The following is a 21147-nucleotide window of genomic DNA, read 5'->3' as shown; positions in this document are numbered from 1 at the left end:
TCACCTCAACGCTCCTTCCTGGATGAATTGATCGAGCTGGGCTTCGCGGGCGGTTTCGCGGTTGAGCTGGAGGTCGCGGGCGATGGTGGCGGCGAGGGCGGATTCGCCGGGGGTGTGGCCGTGGCCGGCGTACTGCCAGTCGGCCAGGACCAGGACGGTGTCCGGCTCGGTGTCGTCCAGGCCGCGGGCTTCGCGTTCCTGGGCAGCGCGGTAGTCGGCGCGTTCCTGGCGGAGGGCACCGAGGGTGGTGGAGTACCGGCGTGACTTCGAGCTGAAGTGGCCGCGGAAGCCGAGCATGTGAGCCCAGGCCCACAGGCGGCGGTCGGGGTAGAGCGGGTCGAGCACCTTGCAGGCTTCGATGAGGCGGCGAGTGTGATCGGGGACCTGGTGGCGGTCGAGTTCGGCGAGTTCGCCGATGCGGCGGTCGAGGGTGCCGGTGTTCTCGGCGGCCTTGGTGGCGTACTTGGCGACGTAGGAGGCGACGGCCTGTTCTGTGATGTCGGAGCCGTCGCCGAAGCTCTTCACGGGCCGGATGTCGAGCTGGGTGCCCCAGCGGAAGGTGCGGGCCGGTTGGTCCTCGGCGGCCGGCACCGAGACCGAGGTGTAGGAGTGCGCGGCGGCGGCCCGGATGGCGTCGGCGAGGAGGTCGACCGTTGCCCAGGCCGGGGGCTCGGTGTCGGCTCCTTCCGGTCCGTCGAGGCGGATGACGGCGTGGAAGTGCAGGGCGCCGCGCTTCTGGAACTCGGCGACCTTGCCGTAGGAGACGCGGAGGTGTTCGGGGAGTTCGCGGCGGGTGAGTCCGGCCCGGGTAGCGATCTCGCGGCGTAGGCGGGTGGTGAAGCGCTGCCAGAGCTGTCCGGCGTGGTTGTTGAAGAGGACGGTGCCCGCGTAGTCATAGGTGGCCGGGTCGATGGGGGTGCCGAGGGTGGGGGCATCGGCCGGGTGGTGGGTGCCGCAGCGGCAGGTGCCCCGGTCGGGGCGGTTGTGGACCGGGCCGAATGAGGGGGCGGTGAGGGTGGCGAAGACGCGGGGGTGATCGCGGACGGTCGCGGGGATGTCGCGGCGGTCGTCACCAGCGAGGCCGGCCCGGATGAGGTGGTAGGTGTCGCCCGCGTAGGTCCAGGCGCAGGAGGGGCAGCGGGAGGCGCGGCGGTTGCCGCAGGCGAGGCGGAGGCGTCCGCCTGGCTCGTTCCTGGTGGAGTAGTGGTGCAGGGTCTCGCCGGTGGTCTTGTCCTTGTGCAGGACCCAGCCGGTCAGGTGGATGGGGTCGGCGCAGCCGCCGGTGCGGCGGATCTGGTCCTCCCAACGGGCATAGTCGGGGGCCGAAGCCACCCTCAGCAGGTCGCCGAGGGTGGTCGGGTCCATCGTGTTCAGGTTCAACGGCGCCATCCTCGCTTCTGCGGGGTGTTTGCGTTGCTACTGGCGGGGCCGGACGCCTCGTTGGAAGAGCGGCCGCCGCGGGCGGGCTTCGTGTCCCGGCCGGTGTCGTGCAGCTCGTGGGCTTTGGCGGTCTTCTTCAGGCGGTCGTACTCGCCGTCCAGTCCGTCGGACAGGATGCGGTCGACTCCCTGGCTCCAGCGGTGGGGCATCAGGCGTTCACCCCCTGCCGGCGGGCGCGGCGGGCAATGCCGGTGCCGTGGCAGGCCGGGCAGTGGGCGGTGATGGTGCGCAGGTGGCCGTGTGCGTCGCGGCTGCCGAGGGTGATGGCGGCGGAGGCGAAGCCGTCGCAGGCCGGGCAGATCCTCGGCGGGGGCGGGGTGTGGTGGGCCATGATGGTGGTTCCTTTCGATTGCGGTTGGAGGGAACGGCCCCGGGTGGCGGCGTGCTTGGCGGCTTGTGCGCCACCCGGTGGCCGGTCAGCGAGAGGTGCGAGAGCCCCGGCGGCTACGGCCCTTGGCCGCGTACATGGCCGCGTCGGCAGCGGCGAGCGCATCGGGCAGAGCCGGGACCGGGAGTTCGGCGACCGGGCAGACGCCGACCGAGGCGGCCAGCGGCAGGGGACTGCCCTGGTGGTGCAGCGGCTGGTGGAGCGCAGTGGTGAGCGCGTCGAGGTCGGTGGCAGCGAGGTCCTGGACGACGGCGACGAATTCGTCTCCACCCAGACGTCCGGCGGTGCCGGTCCGTCCGCACCAGGTGCGCAGCCGGTCGGCGGTCGCGATGAGGGCTGCGTCTCCGGCGGCATGGCCATGGGTGTCGTTCAGGACCTTGAAGTGGTCAAGGTCGACCAGGAGGACGGCGGCGGTCGGGTGCCGACGGATGCAATGCTGGGCGCGGGCGGTCCATCCGGCGCGGGTGTGCAGGCCGGTCAGCGGGTCACGGCGGGCGGAGGCGAGACGGCAGCTGAGGATGCCGCCGTGCACGGCCCACCCGAGTAACGGCACGGCGCTGGCAGCTATCAGCAGATCCACGGGTGTTCTCCTTGGCGATGGCGGTTGGCTTGAGGAGCCCGGTTCCGGAGGCGGCGGCGTGCTTGGCGGCTTGTACGTCGCCTCAGAAGCCGGTCAGCGGCGCTTGGCTTCGGTGCTGATCAGGGAGCGGATCACCAGGGCACAGATGGCAACCGACGCGCCGGTGATGGCGACGGCGAGAAGCATCGAGACCAGTACGGCGCCGACCACCAGGACCACGGCGGTGCCGCCGCCGACCAGGGCGATCACGGCACCCGGGCTGAGCTGAATGGTGGGCCTGGAAGCACCCTGAGCGGCTGAGGCAGGTGCGGTGGGAGCGTGCTGGACCACGTCGGTCGGTTCAACAACGGCCGGCGGGGAGATGAGGCCGGTCGGGGTCGGCATGGTCGGGATCTTCGGGCGGAACATGGCGGCTCTCCCTTCGCGTGCGGTTACTTCTTGATGGCGGTGTCGATGGCGGGGGCGAGGACGCTGTCGGCGAGGAGGTAGCCGCCCAACAGGAGGACGGCGACGAGCCACCAGGGCGGGCGGAGGAACTTGACGCCGAGGTAGCCGACGACGGCGAGGGCGAACCAGAGCGGGACCTGCATCACGGTGTCTCCTAGCGGACCTTGCAGCGGTGGGTGCGGGCGGCGAGCTGGGCGGCGGTCTGGTTGGTGTAGTCGGCGGACCAGCCGCAGCCGTCGGAGGTGCACACGGCGGCGTGCTTGGTCTGGCCGGTGCGGTCGCGGTGGGTGCCGATCTGCACGGGTCCGATGCGCATGACGGAGTGGAAGTTGTCGCGGGCGGGCATGTCAGTCGCTCCTCTTCTGGGCGGTGGTGGGGTCGGGGAAGCTGGCACGGATGCCGGCGGCGGTGGCCGGGTCGGTGGTGCGCCGGGCGGCTTCCTCGGCGAGCAGGTGGGCGAGGTAAGGGCGGTCGGCGGCGGTCATCTCGCGGGCGCCGTCGAGGTAGTCGGCAGCGGTCAGGTCTGCGGGGTCGGAGGGCATGTGTCGTCCTGTCTTCCGGGTCAGGTGAGGTGGGCGGCGATGGCGTCGGCGAGGTGGGGCGGGACGCCGAGGCGGGTGCGCAGGGTGTCGGTGTCGATCGGGGCGCCGGTGCGGTCGCGGTACTCGGCGGCGACCTTGCGGGCGTGGTCCACGAGGACAGCGGGAACCGCGGGTGCAGCAACAGACGGGAGGGCCGGGGCTCCCTCCACCGGAACCGGGGCGGGCTCGGGATCAGGCGCAGGTTCGGGCGGCTCGGTGTCAGCGCTGTGGGCGAAGTCGGGTTCCGGGGCCGGTTCGGGAGTGTGTGGGTTGGCGGTGTGGGCGAGGAGGGTGCCGCCGAGGAAGGCGAGGGCAGGCCATCCGGCGACGCCGAGGCGGAGCAGGGCGGGCGGGTCGGCCAGGTCGAGGAATCCGGCGGTGGCGACGTTGGCGCCGAGCGAGGCGAACAAGGCGATGACGAACCAGCACCAGGCGAGCCGGGACGGGCCATCCGTACGGAGGCGGCGCCAGGCGGCGACCAGGAGCAGGTCCACACTGATCGGGTAGGCCCAGGCCTTCCAGCCGTCCTGGCCAGCAGCGGCGGCCAGATCGTGCAGGTGGGCGAAGGACAGCGCCCCAGCGATCACAGCCTGTACGAGGACGGCGTCCACGCGGAGCGGGCGGGCGGACATCCTCATGGCCGGCTCCGGGGACCCCGGCCCAGGGCGCGAGCCACGGCGTCGCGGTCGGCGGGGGTGTAGGCAGTGCGAACTCCGGAGATCGACAGCCCGGCCGCCTCAGCCAGTGAAGCAAGCGTGTAGGGCCGGGGGCCGGTGAACTCCCGCCCGTAGGCCAGGTAGGCGCGAATCTGCTGGTCCAACTCATCACGTGCATCCCGCAGGGCAGCGAGCTGGCCGAGGAAGTCGTCGGGAAGGAGGTCATCCAGCGCTGTCAGTGACTGGGGCATGAGAGGGCCTCTCCTTCTTCAGGCATGGCAGGGGTAGGGACCTGGCGCGAAGGCGGGCGCGCCGACCGTGCAGCGGGAGGAATCAGGTCGTGGCGGGAGCCGGCTTGGACAGCGACACCCGGACTCCAGAGGTGCCGGTCAGCTCGGGCCGAAAGGCGGCCAGTTCGGGCAGGTCCGGTGTGCGGTGGGCGTGCCGGTTGCAGATGTTGGCGGCCTGGCGCAGTGAGGTGTGCGGGGCGCGGATACGGTGCCAGCCTCCGGTGGAGTCGCCTGCGATGGCTGTCCCACGAATCTCGGCGGGAATCTGGATCGCGGCCAGGACGGCGTCCGTGGAGATGTCACCGAAGGCCATCTTGGCGGAGGCTTCGTCGTTGACGCGGTGCGCGGTGCGGCCGGTGAGCTGGGCGCGGAGCATGGTGATGCCGTCGCCGAGTTCGGAGCCGAAGCGCTGCCCGCAGATCTCCAGGTAGATTCCGGCGGCCCGGCCGAGCTGGGCGAGGCGGACCAGGGCCTTGATGATCCGGTCCCGGCGGGGGTCGTTCTTCTTCGTGCTCAGGGCGAGTTCGGCGACCTCGTCGACCAGGACCACGACCGGGGTCGGGCGCAGGTGGTCGGGCAGGTCCCAGATGTCGGCGGCGATCTCCGCGTCCGCCACGGCCGAGGTGATGCGTTGCTCGGCGCGGATGAGCTGGTAGACGTCCTGCATCCGGGCCACGAGGGCGTCGAGGAGTTCGGCGGCGGTGTCGGGGTTGTCGGCGAGCGCGGAGAACCGGCGTGCCAGTGGGAACAGCTCCACCCCTTGCTTGCAGTCGATGCCGACCAGGGCGACGTCCATCGGGGCGAGTCCGGCGACGAGGTTGCGTTGGTAGACGGACTTGCCGGATTCGGTGGCGCCGAGGGTGAGGGCGTGGGGTATCGCCCGGTAGTCGCGGTAGTGGACAGAGCCGTCTTCGCGCAGGGCGACCGGGACCCGCATCGGACGGGTGTCGAGCTTGGCGGGCATCTGCACCCGCTTGAGGACGTCGTAGCCGGTCAGGCGCACCTCTACGACACCGGAGCGCAGTTCCCGGCAGGTGACGCCGTACATCGAGAACGAGTGCCGCAGCCGGTCAGAAGCGGCAGCGATGTCGAAGGCGTCCTGACCGGGCCGCAGCTTAAGCCGCAGGACCAGGCCGGTCCTTGTCGGCCGCAGCCGGAGGATGCGCGGCGGGCGGGAGGCCGGCGCGGGCCGGTTGGTTATCCGGGCTAACGCCAGGCGCCACCGCGAGGGCGGGACGGTCAGGTCGCAGGCGTCCATGACGGAGGCGTAGCGGACCAGGACCCGCAGGGCGGCAAGGGTGACGCCGAAGGACAGCCAGTACCAGGTGGGGCGCCGCCACCGCAGGAGACCCGCAGCGGCGACGACCAGCACGAGAGCGACCGTGAAGCCGGTCATGATCAGGCCGCCTTCGGCTTCGCGGCAGGCTCCGCCAGCGAGGTGACCGCGACTGCGCGGAACGCGATACCGTGCCGCTTCTGCCCGTTGAAGTCGTTCTCCCACGGACGGGCGATCAAGCCGGTCAGCGCGACCGGCGTACCCATGGCCAGCTCACCGGAGATACCGGGCTCCGGGACGGTGATGGAGAGGATCTCGACCTCGTCGTTCGCCGCGAACATCACGTCCACGGTCATCAGCTGCGCGCCGGTCTCGATGTCGGTCGCAATCTCACCGGTACGGCGGTCCTTGATCTTGGGCTGCGGGGTCTTGGCGACCATCACGGTCGCGGCAGAGGTGTCGACGGGGATCTGACGCACAGGGATCACTCCTATAGATGTGCTGGACTCCGCCACTCATGTACATGAGTGACATGAAGAAGAGTGCCCCACTCCTGTACATGAGTCAACCCGCCGCGAAAAAGAACTCGCGACGGGCTGCAGGGAGTTGAGTGGGCGTCAGTCGGCAGCAGGGATCCGGTACTCAAAAACGAACTGGTCAGCTGCCATGAGGGTGTCGCAGACCTCGACGACATGCCCCGCGGTGGTATGAGCCTCCCGGATCAGATGAACCACCGGTGCGCCAGCGCTCAGCGCCAGCTCGGAGGCTTCGGCCTTGGAGGCTGGACGCGCCTGCAGGCTCTCAACGAACTCGGCGAACTCGTGTCCGTGGTCTTCGAGTCGGGCGTAGATGCCGCCACCGCCGGGGTTCTCGGCGAACAGCTCGGGGATGTCCTTCACGACGTCCCACGGAAGGTACGACGTGGCGGTCTCGACCGGGATGCCGTTGCGGAAGTAAAGGCGACGGCGGGCTAGCACCTGGGTGCCGGCGGGGACGCCGAGTCGCCGGGCTGCATCCTCGGGGGCCTCCATGGGGCCGATGTACAGGACGCTGACCTTGGCCGTGGCGCCGGACTGCGCGGACTCGGCCAGGTACGCAGCCTTGCCGCCCTTGCGATGCGAGCGTCGGAAGCGATCAGAGGACCGATGCCGCACCGGCGGGCGGTCCTTCACGATCGAACCCTTGCCGTGCCGGGTCTCCACGAGCCCGCTGGCACGCACCTCAACCATGGCCTTGCGGATCGTGCCGCCCGAGACGCCGTAGCGTTCGACCAGCTCGGACTCGCTCGGCACCATCTCACCGGGCTTGAGGACGCCCGCGCGGATTTGCTGCACGATCTCCTCGGCGATCTGAACGTACCGAGGTACGGACCTCTCACCTCCTACTGCGGTTCCCATAGTCCTTCTCTTCCTCCTATGCTCCTGTACATGAGTCAATCACGGGAGGCAAGGTCAACACCATCGCTGCACTCGGTATCCGTAGCTGGAGCCGTGGTGCGCGAGGACGGTCGGCTTCTTGCCATCCGTCGTGCCGACAACGGCACTTGGGAACTCCCCGGCGGAGTGCTCGAGCTCGAAGAGACCCCGGAGGCCGGCGTCGCCCGCGAGGTCCTGGAGGAGACCGGCATCCACGTCGAGGTGGACGAACTCACCGGGGTCTACAAGAACACGACGCGAGGCATCGTGGCCCTGGTCTTCCGCTGCAAGCCCTCCGGCGGGACCGAGCGCACGTCGAGTGAGTCGACAGCCGTCGTCTGGCTCACGCCCGAAGAGGTCAGCGAAAGCATGTCCGAGGTCTTCGCGATCCGTCTCCTGGATGCTCTGGACGACAACGGCCCCCACGTACGAAGCCACGACGGCCGCAGGCTCCTCAGTGCCCGATGACGGTCAGGCGGCCAACCAGGCCTGTCGATGCCGGGCGACCGTGTAGATCGCCTCAATCTGATCAGCGGACAGGGCGCCGGCGAGTGGAGCCAGGGCCGATACTTCACGCTCGCGGTACACCCTCACGGATAGCTGTGTGGCCACGACCTTCAGGTCGGAAACGCCAACGAACACCAGGACCGGCTCAACTGGCACGGCGAAGCCGCAATAGCTTTCAAGCACCCGCTGCACGCGTTGCGCCTCCGCCCGACTCTTGCGGGCATACGGTTGGGCAGGGCCGTGATCGACCTTGACTGCATCGTCACCGACCCAGACCGCCCTCTTCGGATGATGCTTCGTGTTGATGCTGAACACACCGCCCGGCCCGATCAGCAGGTGGTCGAGGTCCACATCCCGCGGTAGCGGTACGGAGTGCAGCACCCGCCATCCTTGACGCCCAAGCCGATCGAGTTCGGCTCCCACACGTCGCTCCCCAGCCAGGCCCTTGCGCCACGAGTCCCCAGCGGCAGGACGCCGCAGGAGCCTAGCCAGCAGCCGATTTAAAGGACCCGCAGTCTCTGTTGCGAGCCGCTTCTGCAACGCCATACCTGGCGGGTTAGCTGCAAGGTCGTCGTCTGCACGCAGCGGTGGGAGAACGGACGTCCGGCGTAGTTCCGCACCGCTGGCCGCTGGCGCTTGGTCCAGGCTCGATAAGTGCTGCTGCAGCACGGCAATTACCGGTCCCTCGTACTGCCTGAGCAGGACAGTGATCCGGCCCGTCTTGCAGTCAGCCCATCCGGCGGCTGTGCCGTCGGGAAGGTTGGCATACAGACGGTCGTGACCGTGCCTCTTCCAGCGTGTGACTGTCAGCTCGACCATGGTTCCCCCTGAGACTCGTCAGCATCGATGCCGCCATGCCAACAGCGGGAGCGTCCGACCACAAGAGCGCGATCGGGATAAGACTTTCCCTACTTCATCAAGGCGGCTCGCTTCGCTCCCCGCGCGCGGCCCGGCCCCCGGCCGGGCCTGCGCTCCTGTCTCCGCCCCGCTCCAGCCCCGCCGGCGCCCGTGCCGCGCTCTACAGCGATCAGCCGCATGAAGTCAGAGATGGGGTACGTCGCGGCTGGGGCGGTCGGCTCCACGGCTTTAGGCAGCCGCTTTGGTGCGAGCCTCGAAGATCATGGCCCCAACGTCGTGCTTTACCGGGCAGGTCCACAGACTGCCCGACGCGCCGGAAGCTTACGGGGCCATGATCACTCGCACCAAAGCAGCTCCGTAAGTTGTTCGGTGGCCCGGGAGGGCCGGATGTGGCTTCAAAGCAGCTTGCCGACCGTGGCTCGGCTGGAGTGGCCGTCCGGTCCTTCGGGGCGCCCTGGTCGCTGATTGAAATACGCGGAACGCGTCGCTGTTTACGGAGCTGACGACGGGGTGTCCTACGGGCCGACGGAAGGAACTCGGCTGTGGGAGGGACGCGTGAGCGAACGACGGGCCCGGATATGGGTCGGTATCGACGCGGGCAAGGTCCATCACTGGGCCGCGGTGGTCGACGAGACCGGCGCGACTCTCTGGTCGGAGAAGATCGAAAATGACGAGTCGGCGATCCTGACCGCACTCGGCGAGATCCTGGACCTGGCCGAAGAGGTGCACTGGGCGGTGGACATCTCCAGCAGGTCCTCCGCACTGCTGCTGGCGCTGCTGGCAGCCCACGGGCAGCAGCCTGTCTACGTGCCCGGCCGGACCGTCAACCGCATGGCCGGCGCCTACCGGGGCGAGGCCAAGACGGATGCCCGCGACGCCTATGTCATCGCCGAAACCGCCCGCCACCGCCGGGACTTCGCCACCCTCGACGCCCCCGCACAACTGGCCGCCGACCTCGCGCTCCTGACCGCTCACCGCACCGACCTGGTCACCGACCGAGTGCGAACGGTCAACCGGCTCCGCGACGTGCTCACCGGCATGTTCCCCGCCCTGGAGCGCGCCTTCGACTACTCGGCCCGCAAGGGCGCACTGGTGCTGCTGACCCGCTACCAGTCCCCAGCCGCCCTGCGCCGACGCGGCCTGGCCCGCCTGACCTCTTGGCTGGCCAATCGAGGGGTTCGCGACGCGGACAGCGTGGCCGCCACGGCCATGGAAGCCGCCCAGGCCCAGCAGACCGCCCTGCCCGGCGAAGACGCCGCCGCACAGATCGTCGCCGACCTGGCCACTCAGATCCTGGCCCTGGACGACCGACTCAAGCACATCGACCGGCAGATCCGGGACGCCTTCCGCACCCACCCCCAGGCCGAGATCATCGAGTCGCTGCCCGGCATGGGCCCCATCCTCGGAGCCGAGTTCGTCGTCGCCGCGGGCGACATGACCGCCTACGCCGACGCCGGCCACCTCGCCTCAGCCGCCGGACTGGTCCCCGTCCCACGCGATTCCGGCCGCCGCACCGGCAACCTGCACCGCCCCAAGCGCTACAGCCGCCGCCTGCGCAGAGTCTTCTACCTCTCCGCGCAGACCAGCATCATCCGCGACGGCCCCAACCGCGAGTACTACCTCAAGAAACGCGGCGAGGGCTGCAAACACGTCCAAGCCGTCATCGCCCTCGCACGACGCCGCACCAGTGTGCTGTGGGCCCTCCTGCGCGACGACCGGGCCTTCACCCCCACACCGCCCATCACGCAGACGGCTTGAGCATGGCCACAAAGCCGGCAGCGTGGCTGAGGCCGGTGGGGCTGCAGCGAGACACACGCGCACCTGATCGGTCGGCGTGCCCGCCGTCGTGGCTGACTTTCGTCGGCTGAGGCACAGCCGATCCGGGACGAGGTGCCGTCCTCACGGGCGCCGACCGCTCGGTACCGTGCACCATGAGGGACGGCGGGTCAGTCGTCACCCCAGCCGCGGAACGTCCCTGAACCGTCAACTGCGTCGGCAAAGTCAGCGAAGTCTATGTTGGCGATACTCAGATTGGCGGAAATGTCGGGGTACCACCGGGCCGGGACCCGGCACGTCCGTCCAGGTTCGTCGTAGAGGTCGACGGCCAAGAGCGGGGACGAAGGGTCGGTCATGGTGGTCGCATCCGCGAGGAACACGTAGGTGAGTTTGTCGTCTTCCTCGGTGGAGGCCTCCTCGTCGATCAGCGCCTGGATGCTCACGTCGGTGAAGCGGGGATCACTGACGTACGTCGCGTGTGGGGACCCGTCTGCAGCGTCGATCGCTGCTTGTACTGCGGACCAGGCCGCGTCATCACTGAAGTCGGTTCGCAGGACCGTCGAAGTCAGATCCTTCGGTGCAGGCAGGGGCATGCTGGCCATCCTGTCACCTGGGACAAGCTGTCGGGCTCGGGCCGTCTCGGGGCCGTATGAGGGCGCTCAACGACGACCAACGCTGACAACCACATCTAAGTCGCAGGTCGCAGCGTTGATCGATTACACGGCCGCAGGTCAGAGATCTAGCGCTTCACTTCTTCGGCTACTGGTCGCACACGCTTGACTCGCCCATTGAAACTCCCGCCCAAAGCCGCTCCGCCGACCTCGTCGGGTTTTATAGGCGAACCGGTGGCCAGTAGGTTGGGGCTCTGACATGATCCATGGCACACACACTATCTTCACAAGGGGGAGTGCCGGATGGCGTGCATCTCGGGGCGGCCGAGCCTGAGCCAAGACGCCGATCGCGCCCTATTTGCCGAATCGGCGGGAACTTGCCTTCTATGCAATACCACTCTTTTCCCAAGCGACCCCGCACGCAAGAGATCCATTCCTATCGCCGAACGGGCACACATTGTCGCATACAGCGACGAGGGCCCACGGGCGAATGCTGATGCATCCCAAGAGTTCCGAGACGACCCGGCAAATATCGTTCTCCTTTGCCCGAATTGTCACACCAAAATTGACAAGGCGCCCGAGAGTTACCCTGTCGAGTCTCTACTCAAAGCAAAGAAGGACCGCCAGCAGGCCATTGCTTACATCGGCGGGACGCCGACATTCTCCAACCGCAGCGATGCCCGGAAAGCAGCAAAGCGCCTTTTGTTGCGCAACATGACGTCATTCAGGACGAAGGGCCCGAATCCTGAGACAGGGGCAATCGGCTCGCGCGAGCGGGCCGCAGCCTGGTCCGATTGTGTTCTGAATGAAATCGTACCAAATAATCGGCTCCTAGTGGCGCTTATAGAGGTGAACGAGGACTTGGCCACTGCTGAAGAGATGGAAACGGCAGAACTACTTAGACAACATACTGACGCTCTTGAGCGTAAACACAGAGGAGAAACCCTCCTCGGGCCGGCACCTCGCTTCCCGGAGCGAGCAGAAGCGCTCTTCAGTGAGGCGAACAAATGACTGAGATCCGATATCTCACCGACTGGTTCAGCCCTAAAATCGGGCAGCACAGCGCAGTTGCATCAACAAAGCCTCTTTCCGACAAGCGTCTCAGTGTACTTCGAAAAGATGGTGTTGCTCTGACGATCGCGCCGGTGCAGGTGGAGGTCCTGTCCGCGGATCTGGTGGAGGAAATCCTTCGGGAGGACATAGCGACGATTATCTGCCTGGTCCCTAAAGCTTCGCACTACCTGTGGACTGCCCGCGAGCGCGCCGCCACGTTGGGTTCAGACGTACAGACAATGAGCGAAGTATTTTGGTCGATGACCGAGGAGAACCCACAGGGGTTCTTGTCGAACGATGTGACCGTTACCAGACGAATCTTGCGTCAGCATTCACAAGTTCATCAAGTCGAGATGATTTGCGAGTCTTCCATGCGGATTGTCCGAGCGGGGAACATGTCCGACGTCACAGTATCCGTTGAATATGGATACGAGTTCAGCGAGGAGGCTCTAGTGAAGGCGTTGGATCGCCACCCAGGGATGGACGTCGTTTTGAACTCAAATCCCAATGGAAGGATGACAGCGGCCGCACTCGAGCACGCCAAACACGCCGGCGTTCGTCTACTGAACCTAAGCTCCCTTATGGGAGCGCTGAAAAATCCGTAACCGAGCCACCTTGCGGTGCACCGAACGGATCCTCGGCCAGGTGCTTGCCTGTTGGCCAGTACACTTCACCGAGGTGCAGCTATACATATTCGGCTCCGCCACAAAGCCTGGCAATCACCATCCCAAGGATGTCGACATTCTTCTCGTGTACAGGGAAGGAGATCTAAGTCTGGCGCATGAAATCTGCGACAAAATAAGGGAACTTATCACCTACCCGCCGATTGACATTCTGGCACTTAATCTTGAGGAAGAAAGAGAGACCAATTTCATCGAAGTCGTAAACGCGAAGCGCTTTTGGCCATCAGAATAAGCTACTTGAACTTTGCGGCATTTTCCAGCTCGGTACTGCACAAGGGGGAGGGCGAAGTGGCTGATCTTCAGAAGACAGCTGGGGCATGCGAGGACGAGGGCGGATTGATGCAAGACAACTTGGGGCGTCTGCGGACCTCATTGGGTTTCGACAGACTCGGCAAGCATGTTCTCAGCTCCATCGCTCGTGAGCTTGAATCCGTCGGTCTCGGGTACTTCCCGCTCGCCGTCTTGGATCCTCGGTGCAACACGGAGCCGCGTAAAGACCAGCAGTTGTGGGTGTACACGCGGGATGGGGGCGAGCGTGCCCGTATTCTGGATGCCATTCTGCGCCCCCAGTCATACAACGTACGCAGCGCCTTGGACGGATTGGTGAGCGGCGACTACTCGTCACTGACTGCGGATGAGAAGCTGCGCGAGGTCCAGAAGATCGTCAACGCCTGAGCGGGGTGTGCTGCAACTCTGCGATCCCTTCTGTGCCGCAATGACGAACAGACGCGCCTCTGAGGTGAGGTTCTAGCACTCACGGCACACGATTCACGCCCCTTTACGCCTACATTTTCGAGGCCTCGCCATCAGCGTGCGCCTCAGGCTGCCCGGAGTTACTGGCCGCGGCGGCGCCGCGAGAGACGCCGTCGTGGGGCGGGGTGAAGCACAGCGCGCACCGCGTTTCCGAAGTCGGCGGCTGCTGAGTCTAGGTGCTGAGAGTCGCGCGACGCGTGATAGCTAAAGGTGGCCGCCACGAGTCCGTCGGTGGCGTCGACGACATCACTGCTGGGGTGTCGCTGAAGCGGAGCGGCGGCGGCTATGACTGCTTCGAGCTTCGGTGTTATGGCGGCCGAGGCTGTCCTTGATTGATGCCGCTCGTGGACCAGGAACCAGCCTGCGCCGCCGAGCGCGGCGGCGACTTCCCGGCGGTCGGAGCCCTTGACGAACGCAGCCGGGGCGAGACCGGTCACCGCCGCCAGTGCGAAGGTGCGCGCCTGTTCCTTCCAGCCGCTCCACAGGACATGGTCCGCCTCGATCGCTGCGCGAAGTCCGGCGACGGCGAGCACCATGGCGTCGAACTGAGCACCGAGGGTGTCTCGGTCTTGCCTGGCTTCGGTACGGGCGGCCACACGGGAATTGATGCCGGCGGTCAACCCAGCACCGAGGGCGACGGATGCGAGCGTGCCGCCGATGTTGACGAGGCTGTTGATGTCGATATGCACAACCACAGAGTTGCGAGCGCCGCCGTCAGGCGTCTGATCTGTTGCGCAGCCGTGACGCCCTAGTTTCCCCGTAGTGACCTGGCCTGGCCTGGTCGGCCGATCGGGCACCACACAAATGGCACGGACTCGGCTGGCGTTAACTCACACGCTAATAACAGGGCTTGGGCTCAACTTACCCGACGTAAGAGGGCAGGGGCCCGTCTCAGTTCCCGCTCATTCATCGGCGTTCAGACGCGTTCCGCAGCTATCCGGGCACAGGCAGCCGAACCCGTGAACGCCCCTGGACGCGCCCCCGCAAGGCACTATCACAGTTGGAAAGTGTGTTGGGAACCTGTCGGTTGGCCGGAGCATCTCGCCCCCGGCTCCCGCAGACCATAGGTAAAGGTCTCAGTGCTTCTGAAGGCCGCCAGCGTCCGGCTGCCGCGAGAGTGAGCTCTGCTGGGCACGGCAGCCGAAGCATCCGTGCCGATCCGGTCTCGAGCACGTCTGTCTGTCAGTGCTACTCCCTAGGATGCACAGTGAACACTCTTCCAAGGATCACGGCTTACGGGGGGCATGCTCAGTGAGCGCAACAGGCCGCAGGCGCCAATCCGCCAGCCCGGAACCGACGATTGTGCCGGTCTCTCGGCTCGCCGACCGTGTGCTGACCGGCGAGATCGTGCTTCCGAGGTACCAGCGGGCGTTCGTGTGGGGGCCGCACCAGATCCTCCATCTCCTGGACTCGGTGCTGCGCAACTACCCCATCGGCAGCCTGCTGCTGTGGGACACCACGGAGCAACTCGCGAGCGAGGAGACCGTCGCTGGCTTGGATGTGGACCCGCCGCGTCCTGGTCGCCCGGTCAAGTACATCCTTGACGGCCAGCAGAGGCTCGCCAGCATCATCGGCGCACTGCACGGCGGCGCCGGCCCCTGGGACATCGCCTACGACCTGGAAGAGGAGCGCTTCTTCCAGCGCACCCCGGAAAGCCCGACGGGGCCACACATCATTCCCATGCGGAAGGTGAGCTCGGCGGGATCTCTCTTCGGGCAGGTGGCCGAGTTGTCCCCCGAGCTGCGCGAGCGCGCGACCGAGCTGTACGAGCAGTTCGCCAATTACCTGGTGCCAGTGGTGACCTTGGACCACATGTCGGCTGAGGAGTCGGCGGAGGTTTTCGTACGAATCAACAGCACGGGCACGACGATGAACATCGTCGACGTGGCGCGGGCGGGCACATGGAGCCCCGACTTCGACCTCAAGGAGGAGATCGAATCACTGCTCCAGGTCCTCGACGCGAAGCGCTACGGCCGGGTCGACACCAAGACCATGCTCCGCACGATCGCGGTTGCCTCCGGATTCGGGTTCTCCACCAAGGACATCAACCGTCTGAGAGAACTCGACAAGGAGCGGTTGCGCGAGGCTGTGGCCGAGGCGGCGAAGGCGGCCGAGCGGGCGGTGGACTTCCTCAGCACCCAGATCCGTACACCGAAGGCCGATGCGCTGCCCTACTACAACCAGTTCGCGGTGCTCGTCGAAGTGTTCCGGCAGCTACCAAAGCCTTCGTCCGCGCAGTACGACGCGTTGCGCCGCTGGTTCTGGCTGACCGCGAGCGGTGAGTACTTCAAGGGCTGGAGCGAGGCCCAGATGGGTCCCGACCTGCAGGCGATCACTTCCTTCGCCAAGGGTGAGGCTCAAGAGATCGAGACGGGAGCGGCACTCCCGCGGAGCGCTGTGTGGCGGCGGAGCGCTTTCTCCAAACGGAACGCACCGAGCAAGCTCCTCGCTCTCCTCCTTGCGTACGAGGACCCGCTGGACCTGCTCACCGGACAACGGATCGACGTGGGCAGGGCCTTGTCATGGCAGAACGATAAGGAGTTTCACCACTTCTTTCCCAAGGCATTTCTGCGGTCGCGCGGGGTGAGCAGCGCCGGGGCGAACGTCTGCGGCAATCTGGTCATGCTGACCTCTCATAGCAACATCTGGGTGACCGACCGGCCGCCCTCGCAGTATCTGCGGGACCTGGCCGATATCGAGGGCGAGGGGCCGCTACGTGAGCGGTTGAGCACCTGCCTGGTAGAGGAAGACGCGTACCAGGCGGCGCTGCGGGACGACTACGACACATTTCTGCGCGTGAGGTCGGAGACGTTGCACCAGCGGTTGATGCAGTTGATCGGTGGAGCGGCGGGACTGGTGAGTCCTGCCGCGAGGGGTGAGGCGCAGTCGTTGCCCGATGACGAGGGGCTGGAGGAGGAAGCGGACTCCGACTCCCTCTTGGACGAACCGATCGACCGCGATTCTGCGGACTGATGGGTGAGGTGGGGCCGGAATGCGGATGGCGGATGTACCGGTTGCTGATCGGCCCCGGGAGCGGCTGCTGGACCGAGGAGCGGAAGCGCTCTCCGACCGCGAACTCCTCGCCCTGCTGATCAGCTCGGGCACAGGCGTTGCGATGCGGTGGAGCTGGCGGGGCAGCTCATCGCCGGCACGGCGGGCTCTACAAACTCTCCCGGACACCGGCACATGAGCTCTTGGCGGGGCTACCGGGGGATGGGGCCGGCGAAGGCGGCGCGCGTCGAAGCCGCCTTTCAGCTGGAGCGCCGGGCAGCACCAGCCGAGGTCCAGAGTCGGCAATACGTCCGCGGATCCGCCGACCTGGCCAGGATCGCAGCTCCGCTGCTGACTGGCCTGAGGCACGAGCGGGTTGTGGTCGTCGTGTGCGACACGGCTGGCGTGCTACTACGGAAGGCAACGCTAACCGAGGGCGCGGTTGACTGCTCCCTCCTTCCTGTCCGCGATGTGCTGGCCCTGGTCTTGGCCACGGGCGGCACAGCCTTAGGCGTGGCCCACAACCATCCCACAGGCCGCGTGGAGCCCAGCGAGCCCGACCGCCACGCGATAGCCCGCCTGGCGACGGGAGCGGAAGCGGTCGGGCTCCGGTTCCTGGACCATGTGGTTGTCACGGACCGGGAGTGGCGGCGGGTGGAAACGACCTCCGGTTGAGAGTCAGCTCCGGGGCCGACTACAGCTGCCCGGAGAACGCGGCGTTGAGGAGGGCGGGGCGGAGAGCAGCCACTTGTGCAGTCTGTTCTGCTCCGGCTTCAGTTGTCCGCCGAACCACGCTTAGTTGCCGTGCGATGCGCCGTTGCTCGGGGAGGCTGGGAAGCGGGACCGTGGTAGCTAGAAGTCGATCAACATTCACACGTTGCCGTCTGGATCCCATGCCTGTTCCCTTGTCCTTGAGGGCATCATGCAGCCCGGACCACCGAGCAAGGTGGGTCATGTACTCGACGTCGGCGACGGAGGGGTCGATATCGAACGTAGGGAACTCGTGCGAAACGTGGATGCCTTCGAACTCTGCAGGAACGACGGCGAGCGAGCCCTCCCAGCCAAAGAGTTTGCTGTAGACGAACTGACCGGTGTGCAGCCTATTGTACCGAGGGTACTTAGTGTCACTGCCCGAGATGACTGGACGATGGAAGAGGCCGCGCCCACGGTTGAGAATACCTGCAGTCTGATAATTATCGTCGGGTTCCACGTCCACGAAGTCGCTGCTTGGGCGCAGTGCCACGGAAAGCGACAACTGGTCTTCGATGGGCCGAAACAGTGAGTCCATGTACTGATCGGCGAGCTGACTTGAATACTCTCGCAAGGTAGCGAACTGGGTGATTCGTGACATTGCGGCGTCGAGCTTGTCGGCAACACGGCGCTGCTCTGCCAGATCAGGCAGTGGAACCTCAGTGGCGAGAAGCGTGGACGGGGTTGTCCTCTTTCGCCGCACCATCGATCCGCGAGGTGTCAGCCGACTCCACAGTTCTGGCCACGTCAACAAATGCTCAACATATCCGACATGAGCGTTCTCTGAATTGATGCTGAACACCGGATATTCCGGCGACACGTACGTATCGCCAAATGGCTCATCAACGACAGCCAGCGCACCCTCCCAGGCGTTTAGTTTACTCATAACGATCTGACCAGCCCTCAGCCTGGCCATTCGCTGGTAAGAGGTCTCATTTCCTTGGATCGCGGGACGTTTGATCAGGCCGCGCCCAAAGCTATAAATACCCGTGATCGGATAGATGCCACCTGGCTGCACGTCGGTCATCTGCGCATCCTCATAGAGGGCATCGGAAAGAGGGCGAACTCGGGTGCTATTCATTGCTACCCTCCAGCGTCCCGCGCAGCTCTTCAAGTAGCTCTAGAATCCCACTCTCGGTCTTGATGAGCTCGTTTACAAGCTCCCTTGGTGAGCGATGGACAAGGTCCTGTCCGACATGCGGGTTTGAGATGTCGAGGTCGAACCCAGCCCGCTCGATTGCGGTGGCCGACACCTTCCACGCGTTACTGCCCTCTTCGCGACCCTCCCGTTTCTTGCCACCCCACCACTCCACGCACGGGTCGAATTCCTCGACCCGCATCGGCTTCGTCTTGGTGTAGCCGCGGCGTCCTTCCGGCAGCGAGACCTCGTAGAACCAGACTTCCTCCGTCGGCTTGCCCTTATCAAAGAACAGCAGGTTCGACGGGATTAGGGTGTACGGCGCGAAGACGCCCTGAGGCAGGCGGACGATAGTGTGCAGGTCGCACTCCTTCATCAGCTTCTGCTTGATACGGGCACCGACACCCCCATCGGAGAGGCTCCCGTTCGGCAGGACGATCGCGCAGCGCCCGCCCTTCTTCAACCGGTCAAGGATGGCGTGCAGGAAGAGCCACGAAGTCTCCTGGGTTTGATAGCCCTTCGGGAACTTCTCGACCACTGACCGCTCTTCCTCGCCGCCAAACGGCGGGTTCGTCAGCACCACGTCCACCCGGTCCGCTGCCGTCGCGTCCCGCATCTGCAACAGGGCGTTCTCTCGTACCAGCCGCGGCGCACCGATACCGTGCAGCAGCAGGTTCATGCTGGCCAGCAGGTACGGAAGAGACTTCTTCTCGACGCCTCGGATGTCGTCGTGCAGCTGCCTGCGCTGGGTGTCGGTGTCCACACGCTGCACCAAATCCTCGTATGCCTGCACCAGGAAGCCCCCAGTACCGCAGGCCGGGTCGAGGATCGATTCCCCGAGTTCGAGGAAGGACTGTTGCACCATGAAGCGGTTTACCGGGCGAGGCGTGTAGAACTCGCCGGAGTCGCCGGCCGCGTCTCGCATCTCCTTGAGGATCGACTCGTACAGGAACGCCATCGTGTGGATGTCGTCCGAAGAGTCAAAGTGAATCTGGTCCACCAGGTTCACTAGGTCCCGGAGGAGGGTTCCGGACTGCATGCGGTTGGTGATGTCCTTGAAGATGGTCGACAGGACGTTCCGCGGATCCTCGGCGTCGCCGTCAGCGCCCTTCAGGCCGGCGAGATGCGGGATGAGTTCGTCGTTGACAAAGGTCTTCAGTTCGTCGCCGCTGAAGTCCGGCTTCGTCGCCCAGTCCTCCCACCGGTAGGGCTTCTCAATCGCCGGACGATAGTCGGGGTCGAGCAGCGGTCCCACCTGATCAACACGCTGGTCGAATGCCTTGAGGAATAGCAGCCAGGAGAGCTGGGGGAGGCGATCGAGGTCGCCGTTGAGGCCGGCATCCTTGCGCATAGTGTCGCGCGCCGACTTGATGACGGACGCGAGCCGCGCCCTTGACGTGGTGGCCGCAGCCGCCTTCTTCTTGGGGGACGCCATCTCAGTCTTTCTGCTTCGGTTCGGCTTCGCTGTTGTCAGATGCCTCGCGCCAGAATCCGCGCACCAGGTCGAGCGAGGCGTCAAGTCGAGGGAGAGCGTTGGTGAGGCCCTCGGCCAGTTCGGGGTAGATGTCGACCCAGCTCGGCGGCGGTTCAGGGAGCGCCGCCGGCACCTCATGTGTCGCCCGTACGGCGAATACGTGCCGTACGGCATCAACCACGGATGTGTCTGGGGCCAGGCCGCTCTCGATGAGTAGTACCAGGTCCACCAGGTCCTTCACTCTGGTGTTGGGTCGGTCGCCGTAGTCGCGGGTGAAGGCGTGCAGCTTTTCGGCGAAGTGCTGGCGCCGGTCCACAGCCTCGATGTCTCGGGGCGGAGTTCCGGCGAAGCCCAGGGTGTTGGGGAGCGGAAGCCTCTCGGTCAGGGCGATCTCCTCTCCCCGGGCAACGACATCGACGCGTACGGTCGCGAAGATCCTGCCCGCCAGTCGGGACTCGACGGAGAAACGCCAGCCGCCTCGGCCCGCCGTGTCCGCCTTGAGCTCGATGGGAGGAGACACCTGGAATAGAAAGCCATCCTTGTCCTCGTCTACTGCGAGCCCGTCGATGAGGAGTTCACGCACTGCTGGGCCGTCAAGTCCTGGTTCACCGTCCGAGCGGGCAGCCAGGTCCATGTCCTTGGTTGTGCGCGCCTTGCCACGCAGACGGAACTCCATCACCGCCCCGCCCTTGAGGACCCAGCCCGCTGCCGGGTCAGCGGAGAGCCGGGCCGCGACTCGATCAAAAACGACAAGACGGCGCCGCCTAGCTAGGTCTGTACCGGTATCGGCTGCCTCCTGTCTGAGCCGGACCTCAAGGGCCCGCCGGAGCGCAGTGGCGTCACCATAGCGATCAGTCACTGCGCCTCCTGAAGCGCCCGCTCGATACCGAGTTCCGCTCGCGCGCCCAGCCGCTGGGCCGTATGCAGGAGGCGTCGCCGGGTGGCCAGCCCACGCTCCAGAGCCTCGGCGACGGCGGAGTCCACTACGTCTTGGTCCATCTGCACAGCCGCGCACTCGATGATCGCCCGTACTGGCGTCGTCACGCGGTAGCCGTCACGCTCCTCGATCTCATCCTGGGCGAGTTCGGCCCGGTGAAGGATCACGGCATCGTCTTTCTGCCGAAAGCCGGGAGGCACTGTGAAGTGGAGCTGCGAGGGGTTGGCCGTCCCCAGGTCGTGGACAGACAGGGCAGTGGTGTGGGAAACGATCGCGCGCCCCTTGCTCCACAGGGACCAACGGACCAGATGGTCGTCCTCACCGCCGGGCAGGGCGTCGAACTCGCGGAAGCGGTAGATGCCACGGTCGACGGCCGTCCAGTTGCCGCGCTGGGCGTGATACCGCTGCGCTTGATACGAGTACCCAGCCTCAAGCGCCTGAGATGCCGTGAAGTAGCCACGCTGCCCGCCGGCGATACGCCAAAGGGCAGCCCTGGTGTCCGTACGGTCCCTGAGCACACCTCCACACTATCAGGGACGAATA

At 66.0% G+C, this 21147-nt stretch carries 28 protein-coding genes; 8 read left to right on the top strand and 20 right to left on the bottom strand.

Annotated features, from left to right (window positions below):
* The 13 genes from repSA to ACFZDC_RS13515 form a co-directional block, all read right to left on the bottom strand.
* Entirely contained in the window at positions 1 to 1365 is a 1365-nt protein-coding gene (repSA, locus tag ACFZDC_RS13575; RefSeq protein WP_391323468.1) for a replication initiator protein RepSA, read from the bottom strand.
* 11 nt (positions 1366 to 1376) lie between these two features.
* Positions 1377 to 1589, bottom strand: coding sequence for a hypothetical protein (locus tag ACFZDC_RS13570; protein ID WP_391323291.1), 213 nt, complete (start codon positions 1587 to 1589; stop codon positions 1377 to 1379).
* On the bottom strand, positions 1589 to 1771 hold the full coding sequence (locus tag ACFZDC_RS13565; RefSeq protein ID WP_391323289.1) for a hypothetical protein: 183 nt from the start codon (positions 1769 to 1771) through the stop codon (positions 1589 to 1591). Before ACFZDC_RS13565 ends, ACFZDC_RS13570 begins: the two co-directional genes overlap by 1 nt.
* 85 nt (positions 1772 to 1856) lie before the next feature.
* On the bottom strand, positions 1857 to 2408 hold the full coding sequence (locus ACFZDC_RS13560) for a diguanylate cyclase domain-containing protein (RefSeq protein WP_391323287.1): 552 nt from the start codon (positions 2406 to 2408) through the stop codon (positions 1857 to 1859).
* A 93-nt stretch (positions 2409 to 2501) separates the two neighbouring features.
* Positions 2502 to 2816, bottom strand: a complete 315-nt coding sequence (locus ACFZDC_RS13555) for a SpdD-like protein (RefSeq protein WP_391323285.1) — start codon at positions 2814 to 2816, stop codon at positions 2502 to 2504.
* Positions 2817 to 2839: 23 nt separating this feature from the next.
* The gene (locus tag ACFZDC_RS13550) at positions 2840 to 2998 is read right to left on the bottom strand and encodes a hypothetical protein (RefSeq protein WP_391323284.1); all 159 of its coding nucleotides are present in this window, start codon (positions 2996 to 2998) and stop codon (positions 2840 to 2842) included.
* Positions 2999 to 3009: 11 nt separating this feature from the next.
* Positions 3010 to 3201, bottom strand: a complete 192-nt coding sequence (locus tag ACFZDC_RS13545) for a mobile element transfer protein (protein WP_391323282.1) — start codon at positions 3199 to 3201, stop codon at positions 3010 to 3012.
* Position 3202: 1 nt separating this feature from the next.
* Entirely contained in the window at positions 3203 to 3397 is a 195-nt protein-coding gene (locus tag ACFZDC_RS13540; RefSeq protein ID WP_391323280.1) for a hypothetical protein, read from the bottom strand.
* 20 nt (positions 3398 to 3417) lie between these two features.
* Positions 3418 to 4068, bottom strand: a complete 651-nt coding sequence (locus ACFZDC_RS13535) for a DUF2637 domain-containing protein (protein WP_391323466.1) — start codon at positions 4066 to 4068, stop codon at positions 3418 to 3420.
* A gap of 2 nt (positions 4069 to 4070) precedes the next feature.
* The gene (locus ACFZDC_RS13530) at positions 4071 to 4343 is read right to left on the bottom strand and encodes a hypothetical protein (protein WP_391323278.1); all 273 of its coding nucleotides are present in this window, start codon (positions 4341 to 4343) and stop codon (positions 4071 to 4073) included.
* An 82-nt stretch (positions 4344 to 4425) separates the two neighbouring features.
* A complete protein-coding gene (locus ACFZDC_RS13525) occupies positions 4426 to 5778 on the bottom strand; it encodes an FtsK/SpoIIIE domain-containing protein (RefSeq protein ID WP_391323276.1) in 1353 nt (450 codons plus the stop codon).
* A gap of 2 nt (positions 5779 to 5780) precedes the next feature.
* Entirely contained in the window at positions 5781 to 6137 is a 357-nt protein-coding gene (locus ACFZDC_RS13520) for a hypothetical protein (protein ID WP_391323274.1), read from the bottom strand.
* Positions 6138 to 6275: 138 nt separating this feature from the next.
* A complete protein-coding gene (locus ACFZDC_RS13515; protein ID WP_391323272.1) occupies positions 6276 to 7055 on the bottom strand; it encodes a UTRA domain-containing protein in 780 nt (259 codons plus the stop codon).
* Positions 7056 to 7073: 18 nt separating this feature from the next.
* Here ACFZDC_RS13515 and ACFZDC_RS13510 point away from each other — a divergent pair, with 18 nt between their 5' ends.
* Positions 7074 to 7541, top strand: a complete 468-nt coding sequence (locus ACFZDC_RS13510; RefSeq protein WP_391323270.1) for an NUDIX domain-containing protein — start codon at positions 7074 to 7076, stop codon at positions 7539 to 7541.
* Between the two features lie 3 nt (positions 7542 to 7544).
* Here the strand turns inward: ACFZDC_RS13510 and ACFZDC_RS13505 are convergent, their stop codons facing one another.
* On the bottom strand, positions 7545 to 8126 hold the full coding sequence (locus ACFZDC_RS13505) for an NERD domain-containing protein (protein WP_391323464.1): 582 nt from the start codon (positions 8124 to 8126) through the stop codon (positions 7545 to 7547).
* Between the two features lie 867 nt (positions 8127 to 8993).
* Here ACFZDC_RS13505 and ACFZDC_RS13500 point away from each other — a divergent pair.
* On the top strand, positions 8994 to 10196 hold the full coding sequence (locus ACFZDC_RS13500; RefSeq protein ID WP_391323268.1) for an IS110 family transposase: 1203 nt from the start codon (positions 8994 to 8996) through the stop codon (positions 10194 to 10196).
* A 188-nt stretch (positions 10197 to 10384) separates the two neighbouring features.
* Here the strand turns inward: ACFZDC_RS13500 and ACFZDC_RS13495 are convergent, their stop codons facing one another.
* Positions 10385 to 10816, bottom strand: coding sequence for a DUF6924 domain-containing protein (locus tag ACFZDC_RS13495; RefSeq protein ID WP_391323266.1), 432 nt, complete (start codon positions 10814 to 10816; stop codon positions 10385 to 10387).
* Between the two features lie 312 nt (positions 10817 to 11128).
* On the opposite strand from ACFZDC_RS13495, the gene ACFZDC_RS13490 reads away from it, so the two are divergent.
* The 3 genes from ACFZDC_RS13490 (at position 11129) to ACFZDC_RS13480 (ending at position 13236) form a co-directional block, all read left to right on the top strand.
* On the top strand, positions 11129 to 11836 hold the full coding sequence (locus ACFZDC_RS13490; RefSeq protein ID WP_391323264.1) for an HNH endonuclease: 708 nt from the start codon (positions 11129 to 11131) through the stop codon (positions 11834 to 11836).
* Positions 11833 to 12483 (top strand): hypothetical protein, encoded by a 651-nt coding sequence (locus tag ACFZDC_RS13485; RefSeq protein WP_391323262.1) that lies wholly within the window; start codon positions 11833 to 11835, stop codon positions 12481 to 12483. Before ACFZDC_RS13490 ends, ACFZDC_RS13485 begins: the two co-directional genes overlap by 4 nt.
* A gap of 315 nt (positions 12484 to 12798) precedes the next feature.
* Positions 12799 to 13236: a hypothetical protein gene (locus ACFZDC_RS13480; protein ID WP_391323260.1), complete on the top strand. Its 438-nt coding sequence runs from the start codon at positions 12799 to 12801 to the stop codon at positions 13234 to 13236.
* A gap of 158 nt (positions 13237 to 13394) precedes the next feature.
* On the opposite strand, the gene ACFZDC_RS13475 is transcribed toward ACFZDC_RS13480, so the two are convergent.
* Positions 13395 to 14003: a hypothetical protein gene (locus ACFZDC_RS13475; RefSeq protein WP_391323258.1), complete on the bottom strand. Its 609-nt coding sequence runs from the start codon at positions 14001 to 14003 to the stop codon at positions 13395 to 13397.
* A 511-nt stretch (positions 14004 to 14514) separates the two neighbouring features.
* On the opposite strand from ACFZDC_RS13475, the gene ACFZDC_RS13470 reads away from it, so the two are divergent.
* From ACFZDC_RS13470 to ACFZDC_RS13460, 3 genes are read left to right on the top strand one after another with little or no spacing between them, the layout of a single operon-like run.
* The gene (locus ACFZDC_RS13470) at positions 14515 to 16287 is read left to right on the top strand and encodes a DUF262 domain-containing protein (RefSeq protein WP_391323256.1); all 1773 of its coding nucleotides are present in this window, start codon (positions 14515 to 14517) and stop codon (positions 16285 to 16287) included.
* Between the two features lie 19 nt (positions 16288 to 16306).
* Entirely contained in the window at positions 16307 to 16504 is a 198-nt protein-coding gene (locus ACFZDC_RS13465; protein ID WP_391323254.1) for a UPF0758 domain-containing protein, read from the top strand.
* A complete protein-coding gene (locus ACFZDC_RS13460; protein WP_391323252.1) occupies positions 16501 to 16980 on the top strand; it encodes a JAB domain-containing protein in 480 nt (159 codons plus the stop codon). Before ACFZDC_RS13465 ends, ACFZDC_RS13460 begins: the two co-directional genes overlap by 4 nt.
* Before the next feature lie 19 nt (positions 16981 to 16999).
* On the opposite strand, the gene ACFZDC_RS13455 is transcribed toward ACFZDC_RS13460, so the two are convergent.
* The 4 genes from ACFZDC_RS13455 to ACFZDC_RS13440 are packed head-to-tail and all read right to left on the bottom strand — an operon-like array spanning position 17000 to position 21122.
* Positions 17000 to 18082 carry a restriction endonuclease subunit S gene (locus ACFZDC_RS13455; RefSeq protein WP_391323250.1) on the bottom strand — a complete coding sequence of 361 codons (1083 nt, stop codon included), beginning with the start codon at positions 18080 to 18082 and terminating at the stop codon, positions 17000 to 17002.
* Between the two features lie 46 nt (positions 18083 to 18128).
* Entirely contained in the window at positions 18129 to 19628 is a 1500-nt protein-coding gene (locus tag ACFZDC_RS13450) for an N-6 DNA methylase (protein WP_391323248.1), read from the bottom strand.
* Position 19629: 1 nt separating this feature from the next.
* Positions 19630 to 20526: a nucleotidyl transferase AbiEii/AbiGii toxin family protein gene (locus ACFZDC_RS13445; protein WP_391323245.1), complete on the bottom strand. Its 897-nt coding sequence runs from the start codon at positions 20524 to 20526 to the stop codon at positions 19630 to 19632.
* Complete coding sequence (locus tag ACFZDC_RS13440; RefSeq protein ID WP_391323243.1) at positions 20523 to 21122, bottom strand: hypothetical protein; 600 nt, start codon at positions 21120 to 21122, stop codon at positions 20523 to 20525. The genes ACFZDC_RS13445 and ACFZDC_RS13440 overlap by 4 nt, the downstream gene beginning before the upstream one ends.
* Between the last annotated feature and the right edge of the window lie 25 nt (positions 21123 to 21147).

The sequence above is a fragment of the Streptomyces sp. NPDC007905 genome (assembly GCF_042959345.1).
Lineage (GTDB): Bacteria > Actinomycetota > Actinomycetes > Streptomycetales > Streptomycetaceae > Streptomyces.
The sequence above is the reverse complement of the archived record's forward strand: the minus strand, read 5'-3'. Positions and strand labels throughout refer to the sequence as shown.